Origin of the sequence: Variovorax sp. M-6 (assembly GCF_052114385.1) — a bacterium.
Taxonomy (GTDB): Bacteria; Pseudomonadota; Gammaproteobacteria; order Burkholderiales; family Burkholderiaceae_C; genus Variovorax.
This window is the reverse complement of record NZ_JBFREQ010000014.1, coordinates 1-20803: the sequence shown is the minus strand read 5'-3', so window position 1 is coordinate 20803 and position 20803 is coordinate 1. Positions and strand designations below refer to the sequence as shown.

Annotated in this window: 16 protein-coding genes and 1 pseudogene; 5 read left to right on the top strand and 12 right to left on the bottom strand. The window is 67.6% G+C overall.

Translation table 11 applies throughout. The features are described from left to right. The first annotated feature begins 50 nt into the window (after nucleotides 1–50). Nucleotides 51–1796, top strand: coding sequence for a proline--tRNA ligase (locus AB4Z46_RS16990; protein ID WP_442284689.1), 1746 nt, complete (start codon nucleotides 51–53; stop codon nucleotides 1794–1796). A gap of 64 nt (nucleotides 1797–1860) precedes the next feature. Beyond that, entirely contained in the window at nucleotides 1861–2475 is a 615-nt protein-coding gene (locus AB4Z46_RS16985; RefSeq protein ID WP_442284817.1) for a lytic transglycosylase domain-containing protein, read from the top strand. Nucleotides 2476–2713: 238 nt separating this feature from the next. Here the strand turns inward: AB4Z46_RS16985 and AB4Z46_RS16980 are convergent, their stop codons facing one another. From AB4Z46_RS16980 to hemA, 6 genes are all read right to left on the bottom strand, one after another. Beyond that, entirely contained in the window at nucleotides 2714–4000 is a 1287-nt protein-coding gene (locus AB4Z46_RS16980; RefSeq protein ID WP_442284688.1) for a hemolysin family protein, read from the bottom strand. A gap of 49 nt (nucleotides 4001–4049) precedes the next feature. Continuing rightward, complete coding sequence (locus AB4Z46_RS16975; protein ID WP_442284687.1) at nucleotides 4050–5045, bottom strand: AAA family ATPase; 996 nt, start codon at nucleotides 5043–5045, stop codon at nucleotides 4050–4052. Between the two features lie 205 nt (nucleotides 5046–5250). Then, complete coding sequence (gene grxD, locus AB4Z46_RS16970) at nucleotides 5251–5577, bottom strand: Grx4 family monothiol glutaredoxin (protein WP_286504878.1); 327 nt, start codon at nucleotides 5575–5577, stop codon at nucleotides 5251–5253. Between the two features lie 29 nt (nucleotides 5578–5606). Further along, nucleotides 5607–6419: a peptide chain release factor N(5)-glutamine methyltransferase gene (gene prmC, locus AB4Z46_RS16965; RefSeq protein WP_442284816.1), complete on the bottom strand. Its 813-nt coding sequence runs from the start codon at nucleotides 6417–6419 to the stop codon at nucleotides 5607–5609. A 38-nt stretch (nucleotides 6420–6457) separates the two neighbouring features. Further along, entirely contained in the window at nucleotides 6458–7546 is a 1089-nt protein-coding gene (gene prfA, locus AB4Z46_RS16960; protein ID WP_442284686.1) for a peptide chain release factor 1, read from the bottom strand. Nucleotides 7547–7636: 90 nt separating this feature from the next. After that, nucleotides 7637–8920 (bottom strand): glutamyl-tRNA reductase, encoded by a 1284-nt coding sequence (hemA, locus tag AB4Z46_RS16955; protein WP_442284685.1) that lies wholly within the window; start codon nucleotides 8918–8920, stop codon nucleotides 7637–7639. 81 nt (nucleotides 8921–9001) lie between these two features. Here hemA and AB4Z46_RS16950 point away from each other — a divergent pair, with 81 nt between their 5' ends. Next, the gene (locus AB4Z46_RS16950) at nucleotides 9002–9283 is read left to right on the top strand and encodes a hypothetical protein (RefSeq protein WP_442284684.1); all 282 of its coding nucleotides are present in this window, start codon (nucleotides 9002–9004) and stop codon (nucleotides 9281–9283) included. Between the two features lie 16 nt (nucleotides 9284–9299). Here AB4Z46_RS16950 and AB4Z46_RS16945 read toward each other — a convergent pair whose 3' ends face one another. From AB4Z46_RS16945 to ugpB, 6 genes are all read right to left on the bottom strand, one after another. After that, nucleotides 9300–11777 carry a DUF3772 domain-containing protein gene (locus AB4Z46_RS16945; RefSeq protein WP_442284683.1) on the bottom strand — a complete coding sequence of 826 codons (2478 nt, stop codon included), beginning with the start codon at nucleotides 11775–11777 and terminating at the stop codon, nucleotides 9300–9302. Nucleotides 11778–11818: 41 nt separating this feature from the next. Next, nucleotides 11819–12568 carry a glycerophosphodiester phosphodiesterase gene (gene ugpQ, locus AB4Z46_RS16940; RefSeq protein ID WP_442284682.1) on the bottom strand — a complete coding sequence of 250 codons (750 nt, stop codon included), beginning with the start codon at nucleotides 12566–12568 and terminating at the stop codon, nucleotides 11819–11821. Then, on the bottom strand, nucleotides 12565–13572 hold the full coding sequence (ugpC, locus tag AB4Z46_RS16935; RefSeq protein ID WP_442284681.1) for a sn-glycerol-3-phosphate ABC transporter ATP-binding protein UgpC: 1008 nt from the start codon (nucleotides 13570–13572) through the stop codon (nucleotides 12565–12567). The genes ugpQ and ugpC overlap by 4 nt, the downstream gene beginning before the upstream one ends. Nucleotides 13573–13721: 149 nt before the next feature. After that, nucleotides 13722–14573 (bottom strand): sn-glycerol-3-phosphate ABC transporter permease UgpE, encoded by an 852-nt coding sequence (gene ugpE / locus AB4Z46_RS16930; protein ID WP_442284680.1) that lies wholly within the window; start codon nucleotides 14571–14573, stop codon nucleotides 13722–13724. Beyond that, entirely contained in the window at nucleotides 14573–15454 is an 882-nt protein-coding gene (gene ugpA / locus AB4Z46_RS16925) for a sn-glycerol-3-phosphate ABC transporter permease UgpA (protein ID WP_442284679.1), read from the bottom strand. The genes ugpE and ugpA overlap by 1 nt, the downstream gene beginning before the upstream one ends. 220 nt (nucleotides 15455–15674) lie before the next feature. Beyond that, nucleotides 15675–16985 (bottom strand): sn-glycerol-3-phosphate ABC transporter substrate-binding protein UgpB, encoded by a 1311-nt coding sequence (ugpB, locus tag AB4Z46_RS16920; RefSeq protein WP_442284678.1) that lies wholly within the window; start codon nucleotides 16983–16985, stop codon nucleotides 15675–15677. A gap of 187 nt (nucleotides 16986–17172) precedes the next feature. Between ugpB and serA the strand changes: the two genes are divergently transcribed. Both serA and AB4Z46_RS16910 read left to right on the top strand, forming a co-directional pair. Next, complete coding sequence (gene serA / locus AB4Z46_RS16915; RefSeq protein ID WP_442284677.1) at nucleotides 17173–18402, top strand: phosphoglycerate dehydrogenase; 1230 nt, start codon at nucleotides 17173–17175, stop codon at nucleotides 18400–18402. Nucleotides 18403–18989: 587 nt separating this feature from the next. Beyond that, nucleotides 18990–20803, top strand: a pseudogene (locus AB4Z46_RS16910) (hypothetical protein); the annotation flags it as partial.

Genomic DNA, 20803 nt, shown 5'->3' with positions numbered 1-20803 from the left:
CGCTCAGGACCTGCCCTCCCGACCACTGCTTCTAGCCCTCTTCGAGACCGATGAAAGCTTCCCGATTCTTTATCTCCACCCTCAAGGAAGCGCCCGCCGATGCCGAGGTCGCCAGCCACCGTCTGATGATGCGTGCCGGCATGATCAAGAAGCTGGGCACCGGCATCTACACCTACATGCCCATGGGCCTGCGCGTGATCCGCAAGGTCGAGGCCATCGTGCGCGAGGAAATGAACCGGGCCGGCGCGGTCGAGCTGTCGATGCCGGTGGTGCAGCCGGCCGAGATCTGGTCCGAGACCGGCCGCTTCCAGGTCTTCGGCCCCGAGCTGCTGCGCCTGAAGGACCGCCATGACCGCGACTTCGTGATCCAGCCGACCAGCGAGGAGGTGGTGACCGACATCGCGCGCCAGGAGATCCGCAGCTACAAGCAACTGCCGCGCAACTTCTACCAGATCCAGACCAAGTTCCGCGACGAGCGGCGGCCCCGCTTCGGCCTGATGCGCGGGCGCGAGTTCATCATGAAGGACGCCTACAGCTTCGACCGCGACCTCGACGGCGCCAAGGCCAGCTACCAGGCCATGTCGGACGCCTACCGCCGGGCCTTCGACCGTTTCGGGCTGCGCTACCGGGCCGTGGCGGCCGACAGCGGCGCGATCGGCGGCGACATGAGCCAGGAGTTCCAGGTCATCGCGGCCACCGGCGAAGACGCGATCGTCTTTTGCCCCGACAGCGACTACGCGGCCAACATGGAAAAAGCCGAGGCGCTGGCGCCGGCCGGCCCGCGCGGCCCCGCCACCGGCGCGCTCACCAAGACCCCGACCCCGGGCAAGAGCACCTGCGAGGACGTCGCCGTGCTGCTGGGCGTACCGCTGGCGACCACCGTGAAGTCGCTGGTGCTGGCCACCGACGAACTGGACGAGGCCGGCAACATCAAGGCCGTGAAGGTCTGGCTGCTGCTGCTGCGCGGCGACCACGACATGAACGAGATCAAGGTGAGCAAGGTGCCGGGGCTCGACCGGGGCTTCCGCTTCGCGACCGTGACCGAGATCGAGGATCACTTCGGCTGCAAGCCCGGCTACCTGGGCCCGCTGAACCTCAAGCAGCCGGTGAAGATCGTCGCCGACCGCGAGGTCGCGGTGATGGCCGACTGGATCTGCGGTGCCAACGAGGTCGACTTCCACCTGACCGGCGTCAACTGGGGCCGCGACCTGCCCGAGCCCGATGCGGTGGCGGATCTGCGCAACGTGGTGGCAGGCGACGCCTCGCCCGACGGCCGCGGGCTGCTGGCGATCGAGCGCGGCATCGAGGTCGGCCACGTGTTCGTGCTCGGCACCAAGTACAGCAAGCCGATGAACGCGACCTTCCTCGACGAGGCGGGCAAGCCCCAGTTCCTCGAGATGGGCTGCTACGGCATCGGCATCACGCGACTGCCGGCGGCGGCGATCGAGCAGAACCACGACGAGCGCGGGATCATCTGGCCCGATGCCATCGCGCCCTTCACGGTGGTGGTCTGCCCGATCGGGATGGACCGCAGCGCCGAGGTCAAGACCGCCGCCGAGGCGCTCTATGCGCAGCTGCTGGCCAGCGGTGTCGACGTGCTGCTCGACGACCGCGGCGAGCGCCCGGGCGCGATGTTCGCCGATTGGGAGCTGATCGGCGTGCCGCACCGGGTCGTGATCTCCGACCGCGGGCTGAAGGAAGGCCAGCTCGAATACCAGCATCGTCGCGACAGCGCGGCGACCAAGGTGCCGGCCGCGGGCATCGCGGACTTCATCACCGGCCGACTGGCTGCGTGAGTCCAGGCCGGTGAACACGCCCGGCCTTTCCCGGCGTTCCTGCCTGGGTGGCGCCGCCGCCGGGATGCTCTCGCTCGCCTTGCCGACGCGCGCACTCGCCGGCGCGCAGATCGAGGAGCCGCTGATCGACTCGGTGCGCACCGCGCTGAGCTCGGCGATCCACAACAAGGCGCCGCCGATCCCGGAATTCGGCGATACCGAAGCCCGCATGGCCTACCTGCGCTGGCTCGGCGCCACGAGCGAGCGGCTCAAGAAGAAGCTGCCCGACTGGCCGACGCGCAAGGAGTTCCTGCAGACCGTCTGGTACGAGGCGCGCCGCGCCGGGCTCGACGTCAGCCTGGTGCTGGGCCTGGTGCAGGTCGAGAGCAACTTCCGCAAGTTCGCCGTCTCGAGTGCCGGTGCCCGCGGCTACATGCAGGTGATGCCCTTCTGGACGCGGGTCATCGGCGACAGCGACCCGTCCAAGCTGTTCCACATGCAGACCAACCTCCGTTTCGGCTGCGTGATCCTGCGCCACTACCTCGATCGCGAGAGAGGCGACCTCTTCATGACGCTGGGCCGCTACAACGGCAGCCGCGGCAAGTCGCCGTACCCCGACGCGGTGTTCGCGAACCAGCGGCTGTGGGTCTTCAAGGATCCGTGGAATGAGCTCACCCCCAGGTTGGCTCACTCCGCGTAGCCGCCCACCCCCTTCCGGGGGGCAACACCGGCGGCCCGGCGAAGCCGGTTCCGCGACTGCCCATGAACGGGCGCGCTGCGCGCGGCCGAAGAACAAGCACAGCGCGGGTGTGTTCACCGGCCGGCGCAGCCAGGCCCGTTGGTGAAACACCGTGGAACCGGCTTCGCCGGGCCACTGGTGTTGCCCCCGGTAGGGGGTGGGCGCCCGGACACGAAGTGCCGGGCAACCTGGGGGGGAGTCACGTTTTCGTCACCATCACCTGGTCGATGCGGTGGCTGTCGACGTCGATGACCTCGAAGGTGTAGCCGGCCCAGGTCACGCTGTCGGTCCGCTTGGGCACGCGGCGCAGCATCACCATCAGGAAACCCGCCAGCGTCTCGTACTCCTCGGCATGCGGGAGCTCTTCGATGTCGAGTGCCCGCTGGACGTCCTGGATCGGCGTCACGCCGTCGATCAGCCAGGAGTTCTCGTCGCGCTTGACGATCTGCTGTTCCTCGTCCTGGTCGCCGACCAGGTCGCCCATCACGGTGCTCATCACGTCGTTGAGGGTGATCACGCCGACCACCAGGCTGTATTCGTTGACGATGATGGCGAAGTCCTCGTGCGCCTGCTGGAACTGCTCGAGCACCTCGGTCAGCGACAGCCGGTCGGGGATCACCAGCGCCTTGTGCAGCGGCAGGCCCTGGCCGAAGGCGAGGGGCTGGCCGCTCAGCACGCGCTGGAACATGTCCTTGGCGTCCACGTAGCCCAGCACGTGGTCGATGTCGCCCTCGCACACCGGATAGGCAGAGAAAGGCTCGGCCACGATGCGCGCCCGCAGCACGTCTTCGGGATCGTCGCGCAGGAACCATGCGATGCGCTCGCGCGAGGTCATGACGCTGCTGACCACGCGCGTGTCGAGCTCGAAGACGTTGGCGATCACCTGCTGCTCGCGCACGGCGAGCACGCCGGCGCGGGCCCCGGCCTCGGTCATCGCGAGGATGTCGGCCGAAGTGATCTTTTCATCGCGCTGCAACGGCATGCCGAGCAGCTTGAACAGCAGGTCGGTGGAGACGGTGAACAGCCAGACCAGCGGCTTGAAGGCGGTGATCAGGACCTGCATCGGCCCGACCATGCGCACCGCGAGCGATTCCGGGCTGCTCATGCCCAGGCGCTTGGGGAACAGGTCGGCGAAGACCAGGAAGACCGAGATGATGGTGATGAAAGAGGCCAGGAAGGCGGCAGTCTGGGATGCGTCGACGCTGAGCCAGACCTCGAACAGGCGCGCGAAGTAGGGGCTCAGCGCACCTTCGCCGACCACGCCGCCGAGGATCGCGACCGCGTTGAGGCCGATCTGCACCACGGTGAAGTAGTGGCCCGGCTGCTCCTGGATGCGCAGCACGCGTTCGGCGCGTGCGTCGCCCTCGTCCGCCATCTGGCGCAGCCGCAGGCGGCGGGAAGCCGCCAGCGAGATCTCGGCCAGGGAGAAGAAGGCGCTGGTCGCGATCAGCGCGACGATGATCAGGAGGCTCTGTGTCAGGGTCATGGGTCGGTCGATGAAGACCGCCATGGTGCCATGAGCCGCGAACGAGCCGCTACTGGACGAACCCGATCCGGCTCCTGGCGGCGTGGGCGCGCGGCAGATCTTCGACCCGGACCTCGTCGCGGCCGGCCAGCCGGGCATTGCCGAAGCCGGTCATCAGGGCGCGCCGCATCTCGCGCGGCGCCAGAGCGGCCAGGTGATCGAGCACGTCGGCCGCAGGCTCGTCGACCAGCCGGCGGCCCCAGTCGTGGTCGCCACGGATCGAGGCGTAGAGCTGGCGTGCGATCTGGCGTGCCGCCTCGGGCGAGGGCGCGTCGATCTCGAACACGTTCATGCGGTTGAGGATGGGCTCGGGAATGCCACGCGCATCATTGGCCGTCGTGATCCAGATCACCTGGCTGGCATCGATGGCCACTTCGGCGAACTCGTCGACGAAGGCGTGCGCGGTGTCGTGCTCGAGCAGGTTGTACAAGGCGCCCAGCGGGTCGTACTGGCTGTCGGCGCCGGCCTTGTCGATCTCGTCGACCACCATCACGGGGTTGGCGTACTGGCCCTCGACCAGCGCCTCGAAGACCTTGCCGGGCTTGGATCCCTTCCATTGCGAGGAGGCACCGGAGAGCAGCCAGCCGGCGGTCATCGAGTTCATCGGCACCAGCGACATGCCGGTGCCCAGCAGCTCGGCGAGCTTCCTGGCGAAATGGGTCTTGCCGATGCCGGGCGCACCGAGCAGCAGCATCGGCGTGACTTCGAGCCCGTCGCGGCTGTCCTGCGCCAGCGCGACATGGCGACGCACGTCGTCGAGCACCTCGGTGAAGTTGGGCAGCTGGGCGTAGAGCGAGGCCATTTCCGGCACGCCGCTGGGCTTGACCTGGAAGCGGTCCGGGCCGCGCTCGAGCATGCGTTCGTAGGTGGTTCGCAGGTGCTCGTGGTCGCGATCGGGGAGCTTGGCGAGCTTGCGCTCGACGTCGTGCGTCTGGAATACGCTGCGCAGGTGGGCGACCGGCAACTGGAACGTCGGCGAGGCGGGGACGAGACTGCGGGAATCCATGGACACCTCCGGTTTCGAACACTCTTTGGACAGCATAAGCCGTGCCCGGGTTCGACGGATGTCTACGTTTTCTCGCTTCGAGGTGTTTTGCGGATCTGTCGCGCGGCGGTCACACGCCGCGGTGGGGATCGTCGTGCTCTACGGGATCGCGACGCGTGCCGCGTGGCCGGCTACATGCCGTGAGCCAACCCTGGGGGAGCCTGTTTCAGGCGGGGCTGCCGTTGAGCATTTGCTGCAACTCGCCCGATTCGTACATCTCCATCAGGATGTCCGAGCCGCCGACGAATTCGCCCTTGACGTAGAGCTGGGGGATGGTCGGCCAGTTGCTGTATTCCTTGATGCCCTGGCGCACTTCGGCGTCGTCCAGCACGTTGACGGTCTTGAGCGTGCGGGTGTCGACCCCGACGGCCTTGAGGATCTGGATCGCTCGGCCCGAGAAGCCGCACATCGGGAAGCTGGCATTGCCCTTCATGAAGAGCACGAGATCGTTGCTCTTGACGAGATCGTCGATGCGTTGCTGGGTGTCGGACATGGGGAACTCCTGAAATTGGACTGGCCGGATTATTTCACTCCCGGCCAGATTCCGCCGGAGCAGCGCGCGATGCCGGCGAGGTCGTCGCGGCTTTGGGTCTGGACGAATCCGCGCCCGGCCAGCAGTTGCCGTACCGCCTCGGCCTGGTCGTAGCCATGCTCCAGCAGCAGCCAGCCGTCCGGCGCCAGGTGTCCCGGGGCCGACTGGACGATGCGGCGGATGTCGTCCAGCCCGTCGGCGCCCGAAACCAGCGCTTGCAGCGGTTCATGCCGCAGCGCGGCCAGGTGCGGGTCGCCGGCCACGATGTAGGGCGGGTTCGAGACGATCAGGTCCAGCCCGCCGTCGGCGCCTTCCAGCCAGTCGGCCTGGGCGAAGCGCACCGTCAGGCCGAGCCGGTCGGCGTTGGCGCGGGCCACGGCCAGTGCTTCGGCGCTGGCGTCGACGGCCGCGACGCGGGCGTCCGGGCGTGCATGCGCGATCGCCAGCGCGATCGCTCCGCTGCCGGTGCCGAGGTCGAGCACGGCGGGCGTGCCGCGGCCGTCCAGGCAGTGCAGCGCCCATTCGACCAGCGTCTCGGTGTCGGGCCGGGGCACCAGCACGCGGGCGTCGACCAGGAGGCCGAGGCCGTGGAATTCCTTCTCGCCCACCAGGTAAGCCACCGGTTCGCCGGCCAGGCGCCGCATGAAGAGCCGCTCGCAGGCTTCCCGGATGGTGTCGGGGAGCGTGTCGGTGTCATGGGCCAGCAGCCAGGCGCGTTCGCTCCCGGGGCGGCCCAGCGCATGCAGCAACAGCAGTTGCGCATCGAGCCGGTCGATCCCGAGAGCCGCCGCCGCGGCCAGCATGTGCGCCGCGGTCGAAGGCTGATGGTCGGGCGATGCTGTCACGCGGGCAGGCTGGCTTCGAGCTCGGCCAGCTGTTCGGCCTCGCGCGCGGCCTGCAGTGCGGCCAGCACGTCGCCCAGGTCCCCTTCCATGATCGCCAGCAGCTTGTAGAGCGTGAGGTTGATGCGGTGGTCGGTGAGCCGGCCCTGCGGGAAGTTGTAGGTACGGATGCGGTCCGAGCGATCGCCGGTGCCGATCAGGCCCTTGCGCACGGCCGCGTCCTTGGCGGCGCGCTCGCTGCGGTCCTTCTCCTGGATGCGCGCCGACAGCACCTGCAGCGCCTTGGCCTTGTTGCGGTGCTGGCTGCGGTCGTCCTGGCACTCGGCGACGATGCCGGTCGGGATGTGCGTGATCCGCACCGCCGAATCGGTCTTGTTGATGTGCTGGCCGCCGGCTCCGCTGGCGCGGTAGGTGTCGATGCGCAGGTCGGCCGGGTTGATCTGCACCGCCTGAGCTTCGTCGGGTTCGGCCAGCACGGCGACCGTGCAGGCGCTGGTGTGGATGCGGCCCTGGGTCTCGGTGGCCGGCACGCGCTGCACCCGGTGGCCGCCGGATTCGAAGCGCAGCTTGCCGAACACGTCGTCGCCGACGATGCGGATCACCACTTCCTTGTAGCCGCCGAGTTCGCTCTCGCTCTCGCTCACGATCTCGCAGCGCCAGCCGGTGCGTTCGGCGTAGCGCGTGTACATGCGCAGCAGGTCGCCGGCGAACAGCGCCGATTCGTCGCCGCCGGTGCCGGCGCGGATCTCGAGGAAAGCGTTGCGGGCGTCGTCCGGATCCTTGGGCAGCAGCAGGCGCTGGAGTTCGTCGTCGAGCTGTCTCAGCTCGGCCTCGGCAGCGGCGATTTCCTCCTGGGCCATCTCCGCCATCTCGGGCTCGCCCAGCATCTCGCGGGCGCTGGCCAGGTCGGCCTCGCGCTGCAGGTAGCGGCTGTAGCGCCCGGCGATCTGCGTCACCTCGGCATGTTCACGCGAGATGGTGCGGTACTGCGCCATGTCGGACATGATGTCCTCGCGCGAGAGCAGGAAATCGAGTTCGCCGAGGCGTTGCGCATAGCGCTCGAGTTGGTGACGCAGGAAGGGTTTCACGGAAATGGGTGGGTGGCCAGGGAACGGACCGCGAGCGGGGCGCGGCGACGGCGGGGAGCGGCACCGGCGGCGCCGCTGCGACGAGCGTCGCTAACGCTCTTTGCGCAGCTCGCTGCGCAGGAACAGGCGCGACACGGTCTGTGCCGTCTGTTCGCGCGCGGCGGCATCGCCGGCATGCAGTTCGGCCAGCGCGCCGTGCAGCATCTTCTGGGTGAGTCCGCGCGACAGCGCCTCCAGCACCGCGTCGACGCTCTCGCCCTTGGCCAGCAGCTTGCGTGCGCGCGCCAGCTCGACGGCGCGCCATTCGTCGGTCTGCGCGTTGAGCTGCCGGATCAGCGGCACCGTGCCGCGCTGGTCCAGCCAATGCATGAAGCTCTGGACGCCGGCGTCGATGATGACCTCGGCCTGCGCCACCGCGGCCTGCCGGTTGGCCTGGCCTTGTTGCACCACCTGGGCGAGGTCGTCGACGGTGTAGAGGTAGACGTCCTCGAGCGCCTTGACTTCGGGCTCGATGTCGCGCGGCACGGCGAGGTCGACCATGAACATCGGGCGGTGTTTGCGCAGCTTGAGCGCGCGCTCGACCGCCCCGAGCCCGATCAGCGGCAGCGTGCTCGCGGTGCAGCTCACGACGATGTCGAACTCGGCCAGCCGCGCCGGCAGGTCGGCCAGGCGCATCGCTTCGCCGCCGAAGCGCGAGGCCAGCTTCTCGCCGCGTTCGAGCGTGCGATTGGCGATCACGATGGATTTGGGCTGCCTGGCCGCGAAATGGGTCGCGGCGAGGTCGATCATTTCGCCGGCGCCCACGAACAGCACCCGGGTGCGCTGCAGGTCCTCGAACAGCTGGCCGGCCAGGCGCACGGCCGCGGCCGCCATGCTGATCGAATGGGCGCCGATCTCGGTCGCGGTGCGCACTTCCTTGGCGACCGCGAAGGAACGCTGGAACAGCTGGTTCAACGTGCTGCCCAGCGCGCCGGCTGTTTCGGCGGCGCGTACCGCATCCTTCATCTGGCCGAGGATCTGGGCCTCGCCGAGCACCATGGAATCGAGCCCGCTGGCGACCCGGAAGGCGTGGCGCGCCGCGTGGTCGTCGTGCAGGGTGTACGCATGCGAGCGCAGCAGGGCGGGGGCGACGCCGCCGCTGCGGGCCAGCCAGTCGACCGTGTGGTCGAGCGCCAGCTGATCGGCGGCGCAATAGATCTCGGTGCGATTGCAGGTCGAGATGATCGCGGCCTCGACGCCGGGGTGCCGCTGGGAGCCGAAGGAATGCCGCAGACTCTGCAGCGTGGGGGCGATCTGGTCGATGGCGAACGCGAAACGACCGCGCAGGTCGAGCGGCGCGGTCGTGTGGTTCAAGCCGAGGGCCCAGACTGACATAGCTGCTGATTATAAAATCAGCAGCGCCCGGACCGCCCGCGGCGGCGAAAAAGTCCGCGGCAAAGCGGCGAATCCCCTGTCATGGCACCGCTGGACCTCTTCAATCACCTGCTCAATTTCGTCGCGCCTGCCTTCGCGGTCGGTTTGCTGTGCGCGCTGCTGGGCCGGATCTCCATGCGAAAAAGCGCGAAGGCACCCGCCTGGTGGGTCGTGGCTGCTATCAATTTCATAGTTGGCGTCGGGGTGCTCTCGGCCGGCCTCGTGATCTTCGGCCGCGACGGCAAGATGGCGACATATGCGGCCCTGGTGCTGGCCTGCGCCACCAGCCAGTGGCTGGTGGCCGGCGGCTGGCGCCGCGCCTAGGGCCTGTTCACAGGCCCTAGCCCGCCAGGCCAGGCAATATCGGTGGTGGTGGGGCGGCGACGGCCGCCGGCGCCCCGGGCGCGCCCGCATAGGCTGGCGCCCCCGGATAGGCGGCCATCGGCAGATCGGCCGCCCGCAGCCCCTCGAGCATCTCGAACAGCACGTCGCTGCGCACGCCGCCGGCCAGCCTGGGGCTCTGCACATAGGCGACCGCCTGGAAGATCAGGAAACCCACCTCCACGCCCTCCAGCGTGACCGAGGGAGCCGGGGTGGCCAGCACGCCCGGATGACTGGCGAAAGCCGCCAGCATCACCTCGCGGGCCCGGTTGGCGTGGGTGGTCAGCGGCATCGGCAGGCGGATCAGCACCCGGCCCTCGGCATTCGCGAGCGTCATGTTGCGCACGGTCTTGGTGATGAACTCCGAGTTCGGCACGATCATCGTGGAGCGGTCGCCCAACTGGATCTCGGTGGCGCGCACGTTGATCCGGCGCACATCGCCCTCGGCATTGCCCAGCACCACCCAGTCGCCGACCTTGACCGGGCGCTCCGCCAGCAGGATCAGGCCGGAGATGAAGTTCTGCACGATCGCCTGCAGGCCGAAGCCGATGCCCACCGACAGCGCGCTCGCCACCCAGGCGATGCGCTCGATGCCGATGCCCAGTGCCGAGAGCCCGAAGGCGATCACCATGATCCCGCCGACGTAGCCGAGCAGGGTGGTGATCGAGCTCTGCATGCCGGGCTCGAGCCCGGTGTGCGGCAGATAGCGCTGCTCCAGCCAGCGCTTGACCACGCGCAGGGCGACGAAGCCGATCACCAGCACGGTGACTGCGCTGACGATCGCGCCGGGCACCAGCTGGATCTCGCCGATCTTGACGCCGCTGCCGAACTTGCCGCTGCGCTGGTAGACCTCGCCGGGGCTGGTGCCCAGGGGCGTCGCCAGCGCGATCACCATGTAGAAGAACAGGATCACGCGGCTCAGGCCCGAGAGCACCACCGCCGCCTGATCGAGGGTGCGCGGCTGCAGGCCGAAGCTCAGCTGCAGGCGCTCGCCGAAGCTGCTGCGCGAGGAAACCACCGCCACGAACAGGTCGTCGGCAAACTTGAACAGCACGTAGAAGGCGGCCACCACGATGCCGGCCCAGGTGAGCTGGCTCGCAAGAAAGCTCGCCATCGCGACGTAGCCGATCGCCACCAGCACCCAGATCACGATCAGGATCAGCATCACCCCGGCCAGCAGTACGCCGACCCACATCGGCCTTTCGAGGCCGCCGGCGGCGGCGGAGGGTGCCGCCTCCGCCGGGCCGGTCCCGGCTTCCTTCGGCTGCATCCCGGCGGCGGCGGCCGGCGCTTCGGCGGCCGGCGCGCTGTGCAGGCGCAGCAGCATCGCGCCGATCATGCCCGTCAGGACGAGGGCGGTCATGACGTGGGTGGCCACCACGGCGGCAAAGCTCGCCTCCACCACCGCGTTGACCTGGGTCGGCGCCCACACCACCGCAGCTACCCCGGCCATGACCCAGGGAAAGGGTGCCAGCCGTGCCGCCATCGCATCCGAGAGCGGCGGCAATCGCCACGAAGGCCGTCCGTTGGACAGCAGTGCGCGGCCCAGTCCCACCACGAAGGCGATGAAGATGCTCGACTGCACCACGGCCTGCCCCAGCTTGCGGGTCTGGGGCCCCCAGAGGCCGTGGCTGTCGAACACCGCGAACACGCCCTGTGCCGCCAGGCCGACCAGCAGCACGTTGGTGGTGACGATCGCGATCACCAGCAGGGAGCGCCGCAGTCGACCGGACGGCAGGTAGCGGGCGGCGAACCGGGTCAGGGCGCGCTCGGCCAGCCAGTTGCCCAGCAGGGCCACCAGCAAGGCCAATGCCAGGGTGCCGAGCACCGCGGGCGCATGGACCGGTTCGCGAGCGGTCCGCATGCCGTCCTCCACCTCGGCGCCGAGCCGCTCGAGCCGGACCAGGTCGCCCGGCCAGGCGTCGCTGACGTCGTCCCAGAAGTCCCGTCCCAACGGGGAAGGCGAGCGCTCGGTCAGTTGGGCTTCGAACAGCGCACGGCGTTTGGCCAGCAATTCGCCGGCGCGCTGCTGGGCGTCTACCGAGACCAGTCGCGCGAGCCGGATGTCGGCATCGCGCGCGTTGCGCYCCTTGATCAGCTCCGCCCGGCGGCGGGTGATGTCGGGATTCTCGGTTGCCCCCGCGGCCGGCGCATTGCCCAGTTCGCCCAGCCGGGCGTTCAGGTCGTTGAGGTCGCCGGTGCGCGCGGCGATGAACTTGTCGGTTGCGGCGCTGATGGCGTTGAGCTGCTCGACCACGCCGCGCACGTCGGCGTTGGTCTCCACCTCGACCGGCACGTTCTCGAGCTGGCTTCGCAGTGCCGCCACCGTGGGTGCGACCTCGGGCGCGTTGCCTGGCTGGGCCCAGGTGCCGCTGCACAGCGCGACGGCCAGCAGGAGGACCGCGAGAGGGGAGAACCAGCGCATGGTCTTCATCATAAAAGCCGCCGGCCGCCGAGTTGAAACAAGCCGTCGGCGGGTCAGGCCACCGGGCTGAAGCGGTCGACCCGGTCGGTGATGATGCCGTCGGTGCCGATCGCGGTCAGCCGTTCGGCCGCCCATTCATCGTTCACGGTGTAGCTCAGCGCGCGCAGGCCTGCGGCGTGCACCCGGGCCACCGTGGCGGCGTCCCACAGCGCTTGGTTGCAGACGACCGCGACACAGCCGAGCTCGAGCGCCAGGTCGAGCCAGCCCTTCGGCAGCGTGTCAAGCAGCAGGCCGCGCGGCAACTGCGGCTCGGCCGCGCGGGCCGCGCGCAGGGCGTCGGGTGCAAACGAGGTCAGCAGGGGCGGCGGCAGCTCCGATGCGGTCCAGAGCTGCGCGGCTTGCCGTGCCACCACGTCGCCCGTCCGTTGTTCCTGGCCCGGCGTCGGCTTGATCTCGATGTTGAGCGCGTGGCCGTTCGCGAGGCAGAAACGGATCAGGCCCTCGAGGCTCGCCAGCGGCTCGCCGGCGTAGCGGCGCGAATGCCAGGCGCCGGCGTCGAGCCGCGACAGGGCTGCCCAGGATTGCTCGCCGGCGATGCCGTGGCCGTTGCTGGTGCGCTCGAGCGTGGCGTCATGCAGCAGAAAGGGCACGCCGTCGGCGCTGAGCTTGGCATCGCATTCGAACATGCGATAGCCGTGTTCGGCGCCCAGCCGGAAGGCCGCCAGGGTGTTCTCGGGCGCGAGCTTGCCGGCGCCGCGATGGGCGATCCAGCGCGGGTACGGCCAGTTCACGCCGGCACTCATGCGCTTCGCTTGCCGGAGCCGGCGTCGAACCAGTGCAGCTTGTCCTGGCGCGCGGCGATCTTGACCGTGTCGCCCGCGACCGGTGGCGTGTGGCCCTCGTCGACACGCATGATGAGCTGCTCCTCACCGATGCGGCCGTAGATCAGCCGCTCGGCGCCCAGCAGCTCCACGTGCTCGACCTGCACCGTCCAGCCGCTCGCGTCGAGGCTCAGGTGCTCGGGACGGATGCCGAGGATCATGCCGGGCCGCACGCCCGGCGCGTGCCGCAGCAGGTTCATCGGCGGCGAGCCGATGAAGCTGGCGACGAAAGTGGTGGCGGGGCGCGAGTACACCTCCTCGGGGGTGGCGAACTGGTCCATCACGCCGCCGTTCATGACGATGATGCGCTCGGCCAGCGTCATGGCCTCGACCTGGTCGTGGGTGACGAAGAGGGAGGTGATGCCGAGCTCGCGGTGCAGCTTCTGGATCTCGAGGCGGGTCTGGGCGCGCAGCTTGGCGTCCAGGTTCGACAGCGGTTCGTCGAACAGGAACACCTTCGGCTGGCGCACGATCGCGCGGCCCATCGCCACGCGCTGGCGCTGGCCGCCGGAGAGCTCGCGCGGCTTGCGCTCGAGCAGGTGGCCGAGCTCGAGGATGCCGGCGGCCTTGTCGACCCGCGTCTTGATCTCGGGCACCGGCACCTTGGCGATCTTCAGGCCGTAGGCCATGTTGTCGAACACCGTCATGTGCGGGTAGAGCGCGTAGTTCTGGAACACCATCGCGATGTCGCGTTCGGAGGGCTCGAGGTTGTTCACCACGCGGTCGCCGATGCGGATCTCGCCGGCGCTGATTTCCTCCAGCCCGGCGACCATGCGCAGCAGCGTCGACTTGCCGCAGCCCGAGGGGCCGACGATGACGACGAATTCATGGTCGGGGATCTCGGCGCTGACGCCGTGGATGACCTGGTTCGCCTTCGGCCCGTGGCCGTAGCGCTTGATGACGTTGCGCAGTGAAAGTGCTGCCATGTGTTTTTCTCAGTTCTCCAATTCGACACACGCATCGCGCGTACCGATCTCGTTCCAGGAATACCGCGGAACCGGCTTTGCCGGGCCGCCGGTATTGCCCCCTCGCAGGGGGTGGGCGGCTACACGAAGTGAGCCAACCTGGGGGTGGTTCATTTTTCGGTGTCCACCAGGCCCTTGACGAACCATTTCTGCATCAGGAGCACGACCAGCGCCGGCGGCAGCATCGCCAGCAGTGCGGTCGCCATCACGATGTTCCATTCGTTCTGGCCGTCGCCGCCGGCGATCATGCGTTTGATGCCGATCACCACCGGATACATGTCCTCGGTCGTGGTCGCGAGCAGCGGCCACAGGTACTGGTTCCAGCCGTAGATGAACTGGATCACGAACAGCGCCGCGATCGAGGTCTTCGACAGCGGCAGCAGCACATCCCAGAAGAAGCGCATCGGGCCGGCGCCGTCCATGCGGGCGGCCTCGATCAGCTCGTCGGGCACGGTCAGGAAGAACTGGCGGAACAGGAAGGTCGCGGTCGCCGAGGCGATCAGCGGGATCGTCAGGCCGGCATAGCTGTTGAGCATGCCGAGGTCCGAGACCACCTGGTAGGTCGGGCCGATGCGGACCTCGACCGGCAGCATCAGCGTGATGAAGATGGCCCAGAAGCACAGGGTCTTGAACGGGAAGCGGAAATACACCACCGCGAAGGCCGACAGCAGGGAGATCGCGATCTTGCCGAAGGTGATGACCAGCGCCGACACCAGGCTGACCCACATCATGCGGGCCACGGGGGCGGTCGATCCGGCGCCGGCCGTGCGGCCGAACAGCGCCGACTTGTAGGTTTCCCAGAAATGGCCGCCGGGCAGCAGCGGCATCGGTGCCTGCACGATCTCCTGCGCCGTGTGGGTCGACGCCACGAAGGCCAGGTAGAGCGGGAAGGCGACGATCAGCACGCCGAAGATCATCACGGCATGCGCCAGGATGCCAAGGGAGGGACTTCGTTCGACCATCAGTAGTTCACCTTCTTTTCGACATAGCGGAACTGGACCACGGTGAGCACCACCACGATCGCCATCAGCACCACCGACTGCGCGGCCGAGCCGCCGAGATCCATGGCCTTGAAGCCGTCGTAGTAGACCTTGTAGACCAGGATCGAGGTCGCCCGGCCCGGTCCGCCCTGGGTCGCGGCATCGACGATCGCGAAGGTGTCGAAGAAGGCGTAGACCACGTTGATCACCAGCAGGAAGAAAGTGGTCGGCGACAGCAGCGGGAATTGCACCGTCCAGAAGCGCCGCCAGGGCTTGGCGCCGTCGATGGCGGCGGCTTCGATCAGCGACTTCGGAATCGACTGCAGGCCGGCCAGGAAGAACAGGAAGTTGTAGGAGATCTGCTTCCAGACCGCGGCCATCACGATCAGCGTCATGGCATGGGTCGAATCGAGCAGGTGGTTCCAGTTGATGCCGACCTTGCCGAGCGCGTAGGCGACCACGCCCAGCGACGGCGAGAACATGAACACCCACAGCACGGCGGCCACCGCGGGCGCCACCGCGTAGGGCAGGATCAGGAGTGTCTTGTAGACCATCGCGCCGCGCACGATGCGGTCCGCGAAGACGGCGAGCACGAGCGAGATCGTGAGGCCGAAGAAGGCGACCAGGATCGAGAACAGCGCCGTGGTCTCGAAGGACTCGATGTACTTCGGGTCGGCGAACAGCTGCTTGAAGTTGTCGAGGCCCACCCATTCGGTCGAGGTGCCGAAGGCGTCCTGCATCTGCATCGACTGCAACAGCGCCTGGCTGGCCGGCCAGAAGAAGAACACGACGATGACGACCATTTGCGGCGCGAGCAGCGCCCACGGCAGCCAGCCCGAGCGAAAGACGACGCGTTTTTCCATGAATCCCTCAAAAAGAAACCCCGCCGGTTCTTAGGCCCGACGGGGCTGCGAGTCTAACTGCGTCCGCTTGGGTGGCAGGCACCCTCCCCGCTTGGCGGGGAGGGCAGGGAGGGGTGCCATGTTGTGCCCAAGGGGCTGCAAGGGCGTGAGCCCTTGTCAGGCCCGCTTGGCGGGGAGGGCAGGGAGGGGTGCCCTGTTGGAGCGAAGCTAAATAGGGCTTTCAGCCCTTATTAGCTTTCTGGAAGCGTTCGAGCTGCTCGTTGCCGCGCGTCACGATCGCATCGAGCGCTTCCTTGGCGGTCTTCTTGCCGCTCCAGACCTGCTCGAGTTCTTCGTCCTCGATCGCCCGGATCTGCACGTAGTTGCCCAGGCGGATGCCGCGGCTCTTGTCGGTCACCTTGCGGATCATCTGCGTCACGGCGACGTCGGTGCCCGGGTTCTGCTTGTAGAAGCCGGACTTGTCGGTGAGCTGGTAGGCGGCCGTGGTGACCGGCAGGTAGCCCGTGCGCTTGTGGCTGGCGGACTGCACTTCAGGCGTGGAGATGAAGCTGAAGAACTTGGCGATGCCCTTGTATTCCTCGGACTTCTTGCCCGCCATCACCCACAGGCTCGCGCCGCCGATGACCGTGTTCTGGGGCGCGCCCGGCACGTCGGGGTAGTAGGGCAGTGCGGTCAGGCCGTAGGCGAACTTGGCATTCTTCGCCACGTTGCCGTAGAAGCCCGACGAGGTGGCGATCATGGCGCACTCGCCCGAGACGAACGAAGCCTCGGGCACATTGGAGCGGCCCTTGTAGATGAACAGGCCCTGCTTGGCCATGCTTGCGAGGTTGTCGATGTGGCGCTCGTGCAGCGGCGAATTGACCTTCAGCCGGGTGTCCAGGCCCGAGAGGCCGTTGTTCTTGGTGGCGAACTCGACGTTGTGCCAGGCCGAGAAGCTCTCGAGCTGGGTCCAGTTCTGCCAGGCGGTCGTGAACGGGCACTTGTGGCCGCTGGCCTTGAGCTTGGCCGCGGCGGCGACCACTTCGGGCCAGGTCGCCGGCGCCTTGTCGGTGGGCAGGCCGGCCGCCTTGAAGGCGTCCTTGTTGAAATAGAAGATGGTCGTCGAGCTGTTGAACGGGAAGCTCAGCATCTGGCCGTTCGGCGCCGTGTAGTAGCCGGCGACGGCGGGGATGTAGGCGCTGGGGTCGAACTTCTCGCCGGCGTCCTTCATGACCTGGCCGACCGGCACGATGGCGCCCTTGCTGGCCATCATCGTCGCGGTGCCCACCTCGAACACCTGCAGGATGTGCGGTGCATTGCCGGCCCGGAACGCGGCGATGGCGGCGGTCATCGATTCGTCGTACTGGCCCTTGTAGGTCGGCACGATCTTGTAGTCCTTCTGGCTCTCGTTGAACTGCCTGGCCAGATCGTTGACCCATTCGTTGTTGACGGCGGTCATGGAATGCCACCATTGGATCTCGGTCTGTGCCAACGCGGAAGTGGAAAGCGTTGCGGCCAGCGCCGATGCCATGGCGAGCGTTTTGAATCGCATGAAGACTCCTGAGGGGGGAAATGAAAGCGCGGATGCTAGGTCGCGCGTATGACACGACAGCGTCACATATTCTTTGCGCGCGGCGCAGCGTCCACCAATCGGGGAAACCCTTTTGGTGCGCCGCAGCGCGCACTGCATGCTGCGGCGCACCATGCTAGCATCGTCCTTCGCTTTTTTTGGCCTCGGAATGAGCAAGACTTCACTCGACAAAAGCAAGATCAAGTTCCTCCTGCTCGAGGGCATCCATCCTTCGGCGATCGAGGTGTTGAAGGCGGCCGGCTACACGAACATCGAGTCGCTTTCCGGCGCGCTGCCTGACGCCGAACTCAGGGCCCGCATCGCCGACGTGCACTTCCTCGGCATCCGTTCGCGCACGCAGCTCACGGCCGAGGTGTTCGCCGAAGCGCAGAAGCTGGTGGCCGTGGGCTGCTTCTGCATCGGCACCAATCAGGTCGATCTCGATGCGGCGCGCGAGCACGGCGTGGCCGTCTTCAACGCGCCTTTCTCCAATACCCGCTCGGTGGCCGAACTGGTGCTGGCCGAAGCCATCCTGCTGCTGCGCGGCGTGCCCGAGAAAAGTGCGGTCGCGCATCGCGGCGGCTGGCTCAAGTCGGCCGACAACGCCTTCGAGATCCGCGGCAAGACGCTCGGCATCGTGGGCTACGGCTCGATCGGCGCCCAGCTCTCGGTGCTGGCCGAGGCGCTGGGCATGAACGTCTGCTTCTACGACGTCGTCACCAAGCTGCCGCTGGGCAACGCCCGTCAGGTGCGGCTCCTGCCCGACCTGCTGGCGCAGAGCGACATCGTGAGCCTGCATGTGCCCGAGACGCAGGCCACGCAGTGGATGATCGGCAGCGCCGAGATCGCGGCCATGAAGCCGGGCGCGATCCTGATCAACGCCTCGCGCGGCACGGTGGTCGAGATCGAGCCGCTGGCCGAGGCGCTGAAGGCGAAGAAGCTGCTGGGCGCCGCGATCGACGTCTTCCCGGTCGAGCCGCGCAGCAACAAGGACGAGTTCCTGTCGCCGCTGCGCGGACTCGACAACGTGATCCTGACGCCGCACATCGGCGGCTCCACCATGGAGGCGCAGGCCAACATCGGTCTCGAGGTGGCCGAGAAGCTGGTGAAGTACAGCGACAACGGAACCTCGACCTCGTCGGTCAATTTCCCCGAGGTGGCCCTGCCGGCGCACCCGGGCAAGCATCGCCTGCTGCACATCCACCGCAATGTCCCGGGCGTGCTGTCGGAGATCAACAGGATCTTCTCGGACAACCGCATCAACATCGCCTCGCAGTTCCTGCAGACCAACGAGAAGGTGGGCTACGTGGTGACCGACATCGATGCCGCCTCATCCGACCTTGCGCTCGAAAAGCTGGCCAGGGTGCCGGGAACGATCCGCAGCCGGGTGCTGTTCTAGGGACTGTCGGGGCTGTTTCCGGAGGCCTGCCAAAGGGGCCGGCTGGAAGGCGCGCGCGCGGCGCGGCTGAGGCCCTGCAAGCGGGGGCGACGCCGCTGCGTTCGCGACTCCGACAACGCTGATCGGCCCTGGCCCCGCGGCGGCTTCGCGGCTCGCCGGGACCAGTCAAACCCCTCCGTCCATGCCGTACCGGGTGCTCCGAAGTGCGCCCCGGTCTGGTGCATCTCCAGTTCGCCCCCGTGCTTTTTGTGAATGCGTGTAAGGCCATCATGGTCTTTCACGTCTTCTCCGTGCCGGGCTCGTTGCAGGAACTTTCTAACGTTGACGCGAGAAATGAGCGAAGAAGTCGCCGAATAGTTGGCGAATACGGGAAAACAAAATGTAGGAAAAGTCCTTTGTCACTTGATTGCGTTGCCATGCATATGTAGGAAAAATCATGTCAACTGAAGGAGTCAAGTGTGAAAGTAATATCAAAGTTGTCCTGTCTCGTGGCGCTAGCCATCGTGGCAGGTTGCGGCGGCGGGAGTTCCGGCGGTGGTTTGGGAAGTGCAGGCGCTGCCGGCACCTCGACCGCGAAATCCGCTGAAGTGACATCCGACGCTGCGCTCGTCGCGCTTTCGGGCACCGGCAAGGACGCCGCCGGGACGCAGAAGCTGGACGCGAGCTGGATCAGCATCGCGACCGAAAACCAGTCGTTCAACGTGCCCAGCGGCACGGTCGTCCAGTACGGCTCAGGTTCGACATTCGTCCAGAAGACCGTCAGCGGGTCGGGCGTGTGCAGCACCGCCTTCTTCGGCAGTGACCCCACCCCCGACGTGGTGAAGGGCTGCTACGCCCAATCCGGCACGACGACCGGCGGGACGCTGCTGGCCAATGAAGGCGGTTCGTTCACGGTCGCCACAGCCACCGTCGTCAAGTACGGCGCCGGCGCCAACTGGGTGCAGAAGACCGTCACCGGCACCGCGGCCTGCAACAACGCCTACTTCGGCTCGGATCCCGCGCCCAGTGTCGCGAAGGCCTGCTATTCGGTCGACACGACGTCCACGACGCCGCCCTCCGGCACCAAGCTTGCGGCCGAATTCGAGAGCTTCACGGTCACGAGTCCGACCATGGTGAAGTACGGTGCCGGCACGAGCTGGGTGCAAAAAACCGTGACCGGCACGGCGGCCTGCAACAACGTGTACTTCGGCTCGGATCCCGCGCCCAATGTCGCGAAGGCCTGCTATGTGGACGGCGGCGGCACAACGACGCCACCGACGACGCCGGCCGTCGGCACCAAGCTTGCGGCCGAATTCGAGAGCTTCACGGTCACGAGCCCGACCGTCGTGAAGTACGGCGCCGGCACGGGCTGGGTGCAGAAGACCGTCACCGGTACTGCGACCTGCAATAACGTGTACTTCGGCTCGGATCCCGCGCCCAATGTCGCGAAGGCCTGCTACGTGGACGGCGGCAGCACGACGCCGCCCACGACGCCGACGGCGCCGCCCAGCGGCACCAAGCTTGCGGCCGAATTCGAGAGCTTCACGGTCGCTAGCCCGACCATCGTCCAGTTCGGCGCCAACTCCAGCTGGGTGCAGAAATCCGTGAATGGCTCGGCGAGTTGCAGCGTGGCGTTCTTCGGCTCGGATCCCTTGCCGAACTTCGCCAAGGCCTGCTATTCGCTCGGCGCCGACACCGGTGGCGGCTCGACAACCCCGCCGCCCACCGGCGGTGGCGGTGGCACTCCTGTGGGCGGCGACATCGTCGACGGCTCGCTGACAGTGATCCCGAGCGCCTACAGGTCGATGGCGGCCCAAATGAGCAAGGACGCCGGTCTCGCCTATCGCTACGGTCCGGATGCCGCGTCCTACGGGGTGGGCAACTCGGGCATTCCGACGCTGTTCGCGAAAGACGCGGCCAATCCGCTCAACATCCCGGGTCGCGGCGCTTTGGCGGGCACCTGGCAGGTCGCCGGTCCGCCGCAAGCCGATGCCGGCCTCTATTCGACGAACTGGGCCAACCTGGCGTACGTCGCCGACGATTCGACGCAACGCATGGGGGCCACCGACATCCAGGTGTCGGGCTACCAGTACAACGTCTTCGCGCAGACGCCCCAGATCAGCTGGACGATCGGCGGGGCGGCGGGCGGCCACATCGACAGCATCAATGCGCAGGCCTACAAGGCCGCCGGCCTCGTCAACGGGGATCCGGTGGCGGTCGGTCGGTGCAGCGGGCGTTCGGGCTTCTGCAACCAGAGCCTGGTGGTCTACCAGAACGGTTTGATCGGTACCACCGGCTCCAACACCTCGAGCACCCAGACCACGGTGAAACTGCCGGCCAACAAGGTGCCGACCGGCATCGCGGTGACCAACAACAGCGAATTCGCGCTGGTCACGGTCTGGGACACGACCGCCCTCAAGGG

Coding starts and splice junctions, on each gene's coding strand:
- AB4Z46_RS16990 (WP_442284689.1), top strand. CDS start 51: ATGAAAGCTTCCCGATTCTTTATCTCCACCCTCAAGGAAGCGCCCGCC.
- AB4Z46_RS16985 (WP_442284817.1), top strand. CDS start 1,861: ATGCTCTCGCTCGCCTTGCCGACGCGCGCACTCGCCGGCGCGCAGATC.
- AB4Z46_RS16980 (WP_442284688.1), bottom strand. CDS start 4,000: ATGACCCTGACACAGAGCCTCCTGATCATCGTCGCGCTGATCGCGACC.
- AB4Z46_RS16975 (WP_442284687.1), bottom strand. CDS start 5,045: ATGGATTCCCGCAGTCTCGTCCCCGCCTCGCCGACGTTCCAGTTGCCG.
- grxD (WP_286504878.1), bottom strand. CDS start 5,577: ATGTCCGACACCCAGCAACGCATCGACGATCTCGTCAAGAGCAACGAT.
- prmC (WP_442284816.1), bottom strand. CDS start 6,419: ATGCTGGCCGCGGCGGCGGCTCTCGGGATCGACCGGCTCGATGCGCAA.
- hemA (WP_442284685.1), bottom strand. CDS start 8,920: ATGTCAGTCTGGGCCCTCGGCTTGAACCACACGACCGCGCCGCTCGAC.
- AB4Z46_RS16950 (WP_442284684.1), top strand. CDS start 9,002: ATGGCACCGCTGGACCTCTTCAATCACCTGCTCAATTTCGTCGCGCCT.
- ugpQ (WP_442284682.1), bottom strand. CDS start 12,568: ATGAGTGCCGGCGTGAACTGGCCGTACCCGCGCTGGATCGCCCATCGC.
- ugpC (WP_442284681.1), bottom strand. CDS start 13,572: ATGGCAGCACTTTCACTGCGCAACGTCATCAAGCGCTACGGCCACGGG.
- ugpE (WP_442284680.1), bottom strand. CDS start 14,573: ATGGTCGAACGAAGTCCCTCCCTTGGCATCCTGGCGCATGCCGTGATG.
- ugpA (WP_442284679.1), bottom strand. CDS start 15,454: ATGGAAAAACGCGTCGTCTTTCGCTCGGGCTGGCTGCCGTGGGCGCTG.
- ugpB (WP_442284678.1), bottom strand. CDS start 16,985: ATGCGATTCAAAACGCTCGCCATGGCATCGGCGCTGGCCGCAACGCTT.
- serA (WP_442284677.1), top strand. CDS start 17,173: ATGAGCAAGACTTCACTCGACAAAAGCAAGATCAAGTTCCTCCTGCTC.